Below are 3045 nucleotides of genomic sequence, written 5' to 3' on the forward strand. Positions count from 1 at the left end.
ATTAAGCACGGTTTTGAAGACCAGCGAGTTTCGTGAGGAACTCGCTGAGTTTACTAATTTGGCTCGAACACCGCCTCCCATTCTGGCTCAAGTGCAGCTTTTAATACAGCTTGTAGTGCGCGGTCATACATTGTGGGTATTCCTAATGGGCGTTTTTCTTCTATTCCTGGTTTTGGAATCCATACTCTACGGGTAGGTTTGGATTTGCCAGTAAGTTTTAATTGCCCTGCCAGTTCAAGACGTGCTTTTTGGGGCAGTGATTTAATACCGTCCACACCTGCCGTCTTTTTACCTTGGTTATCTTGTGTAACCCGTCGTACCGCTAACACCCTATTAGACCAAGACCTCATCAGCATCTTTTGGAGTTTACGGCATTGCTTGACATCACCTCGGCGGGAAGCAGCATAGATGCGTTTTTGCAACTTGAAAACATATCTTTCAGCTCGTCGCCATTTGATTGTTTTCCATCCCTCGGTATTCATTACTAAATCCGAATTAGGCTTATTCATGGCTAATGTTACCTCTAGCTTTCCCACACTGCGGCTCACGTCAGCTTATCCTGGAAGTTACGCCATCCCTTTTAAGGCATTACCCGTTAATTCGGGTTAGGCATTTGCTTCTTGAGTCATCCTGCGCCTTCATGCCTTATGGCTGATGCCTACCTGTTACGAATGGCACTAAGTTAAGATACAGCCCTTGCCCTGACTGGTTCCCAGCCTCCAGGCCGGGAATCCATCATAGGAGGCTCCGCCTCCTCTTTCTTGACGAGAGGCAGAGCCTCTCGGAATACGTTCCCAGTCTTAAGACTGGGAACGAGGCTACACAAGCCTTTGGGCTTTTCTTAGTGCCATTCCTACCTGTTACCAATTTCAGGAGAACATGAAGGGTTATTTCGTTCCCAATATCCATCATTGAGCCTTTAGGGTGTGTCTATCCATCGAGGTTATGAGTGGTGCGCTATCACGGTCTGATAATCCTGATAGTCTCTACCTTTGTCGGTTATTTCCAACCCAAGAGGTGTGGTATTTAACCACTAGCTTATTACCCTTGGCAGCGCCTAACGGTGGTTCAAACGACACTTTGCCTGTTCTACCCATAGACTCTTGCTTGCAGTAGACGCTTTCAGCTATTACCGCCTATTCCTGCTTTCACCCCCGCTTTACACCTTTGATAATCAGTCTTGGATGTAGGGGCTACCAATTTGTATTGGTAGTTTGTGTGCTTTTAATCCCGCACCGGGATAGTAGGACTTGGTGTATTTTGATTGGGTTATAATTCAAGTTGGTAACTTCAATCTTTCCCTTTTTCTTCTAGCTTTCTTAGCTGCTGGCTCGGCTAGATTTCCTCACCTATATGGATATTGAGTTGTCATTGGTTGAGGATTAAAGTGCGAACTCTACCCTGGAATGGGTTACTCAACCAAAGCCAGCCGTCCTCCTTTTCAGGTTTTGACTGAACGAATCGCACATCAAACAGCGCTTTCAGCTTTTTAGTAACATCCTTTTAAGGAGCTTGAACAGCAGGCAGGTTAGCAGCAGCCGATGGTTTGGCAGAGCGAAACGCCTCGTTAAAAAAGGCAATCCTTCGTAAAATGGCAAAGGCTGTAATGATTAATTGTGCAGTGAATTGAATGCCGAGTGTTCTCTGACTACTTCAGCCCACATTACTTTCAGTTGATCTTCCGTTGTCTGCCTGGGCGAAAAAGCGAATTGTTTGGTTAATTGACTTGCCGTTCTATAGCTGGAGGGATTACCCCAGACGAGCGCACAACTGACTTGTTGGAAGCGGCGGCAAGGAACGCAAACATCCCTAAAATAGCAAAAGACGTAATAATCACTTGCTGTAGGGAGGCAAATACTGACCTTTCTTTTTCCTTTTGGACAGTAATGCGATTGATATTTTGCTGAAATGCCGACAAATATAGATAATCTAATACTTTCTCACACAAGCTAGGGTCTTCACCTATCTGTACTTTCTGGCACAGGAGAATTTCTAGATGCTCCCGGCGGCGATCGCTTGTAGATAAATCGCGCTCATCCCACAGTTTTGCCTGGGTTGTATCTAAAGGTCTATTAATACCTAATAAAGTCATACTATGGCCTTCTTTAGTTGTTGAGTTAGTTGAGGGAACAGGTGTAATCGATAATTCAATTACACCCTAGTAGTCTGCCAACCCAAAGATGCGCTTGTGAGGGCTGGGGAAGGGGTAAGGGGTAAAGGATTTAAAACCTTTCCCCCTTTCCCTTTTCCCTTAAAAGAGCCAAGTTCACTTGGCGAACTACTAGTGTGCTTTTTGAAAAATGGAACTCGTATCTAACTTAAGAAGTTTAAATATGCTTTCTAAAAAGAACTAGCAACTTGAGTACTGAAAAAATCAAAGCTCAGGTTGCTAGTAAAGGTTGAGAATATATGCTATATTTCCCAGTCTAAATCTTCAGTTGGAGATGGAGATAAAACCTGTGCCTTGGGTGGTAGCTGGGGTGTATCTGGCTGCAATGGATTTGTCCCATCCTGAAATATAACAGTCGCCAAAGTCCGTCCATCGCCGTCAATGTCGCTTGCTAGAAAATACTCTAAAACCTGCGGTGACGCACCATCAATTGCTGCTTGTGCCAATAAGCTTTTAATGAATTGCGGGGATGCTTCACTATCCGCCAGAATCTTTAAGGTCTGTTCGGCATCTTGTCCGGTCATCTGAGAAATATTTTTTACACCTGCTTCCTCCCAGACATCCCCGAAATACTGTCGATATTGCTGATTGAAGTCTTGCTCTTGGGCGAAGCAGGCTAATTCTTGTACTCGTAATTGTGTCGTCTCTGACATATTAATTGACCAAGGTTAATTGTTCGCGTTTATTGTTTGACCCAACCATCTTGAGCAATTGTTGATTAAGCGGAGGGAAATACCATTCAAAGCCAAACCCTTGCATTTGTTAGCTTTGGCGATGTTAGACAGACATTCTGTCTAACATCAGACAGCATCAGTAACAACAATTGTCATACAGATGCAAACTAGTCTAAATCCCTTGACCAAGCCCCGTTGGGG

The 3045-nt window shown here is 44.4% G+C and carries 4 protein-coding genes; 1 reads left to right on the forward strand and 3 read right to left on the reverse strand.

Features of this window, described 5'->3' with window-relative positions:
- Positions 1-53 precede the first annotated feature (53 nt).
- Positions 54-509 (reverse strand): reverse transcriptase N-terminal domain-containing protein, encoded by a 456-nt coding sequence (locus ACFFAP_RS37555; protein WP_375515960.1) that lies wholly within the window; start codon positions 507-509, stop codon positions 54-56.
- A gap of 436 nt (positions 510-945) precedes the next feature.
- On the opposite strand from ACFFAP_RS37555, the gene ACFFAP_RS37560 reads away from it, so the two are divergent.
- Positions 946-1116 (forward strand): hypothetical protein, encoded by a 171-nt coding sequence (locus tag ACFFAP_RS37560; protein ID WP_375515961.1) that lies wholly within the window; start codon positions 946-948, stop codon positions 1114-1116.
- Positions 1117-1717: 601 nt separating this feature from the next.
- On the opposite strand, the gene ACFFAP_RS37565 is transcribed toward ACFFAP_RS37560, so the two are convergent.
- Both ACFFAP_RS37565 and ACFFAP_RS37570 read right to left on the reverse strand, forming a co-directional pair.
- The gene (locus ACFFAP_RS37565) at positions 1718-2092 is read right to left on the reverse strand and encodes a hypothetical protein (RefSeq protein ID WP_375515962.1); all 375 of its coding nucleotides are present in this window, start codon (positions 2090-2092) and stop codon (positions 1718-1720) included.
- 320 nt (positions 2093-2412) lie between these two features.
- Positions 2413-2823: a hypothetical protein gene (locus ACFFAP_RS37570; RefSeq protein ID WP_375515963.1), complete on the reverse strand. Its 411-nt coding sequence runs from the start codon at positions 2821-2823 to the stop codon at positions 2413-2415.
- Between the last annotated feature and the right edge of the window lie 222 nt (positions 2824-3045).

It is taken from the genome of uncultured Nostoc sp., from assembly GCF_964245575.1.
GTDB lineage: Bacteria > Cyanobacteriota > Cyanobacteriia > Cyanobacteriales > Nostocaceae > Nostoc.

Excerpts from the sequence above, each read along its gene's own strand:
- ACFFAP_RS37555 (WP_375515960.1), bottom strand. The coding sequence starts at position 509 with ATGAATAAGCCTAATTCGGATTTAGTAATGAATACCGAGGGATGGAAA.
- ACFFAP_RS37560 (WP_375515961.1), top strand. The coding sequence starts at position 946 with ATGAGTGGTGCGCTATCACGGTCTGATAATCCTGATAGTCTCTACCTT.
- ACFFAP_RS37565 (WP_375515962.1), bottom strand. The coding sequence starts at position 2,092 with ATGACTTTATTAGGTATTAATAGACCTTTAGATACAACCCAGGCAAAA.
- ACFFAP_RS37570 (WP_375515963.1), bottom strand. The coding sequence starts at position 2,823 with ATGTCAGAGACGACACAATTACGAGTACAAGAATTAGCCTGCTTCGCC.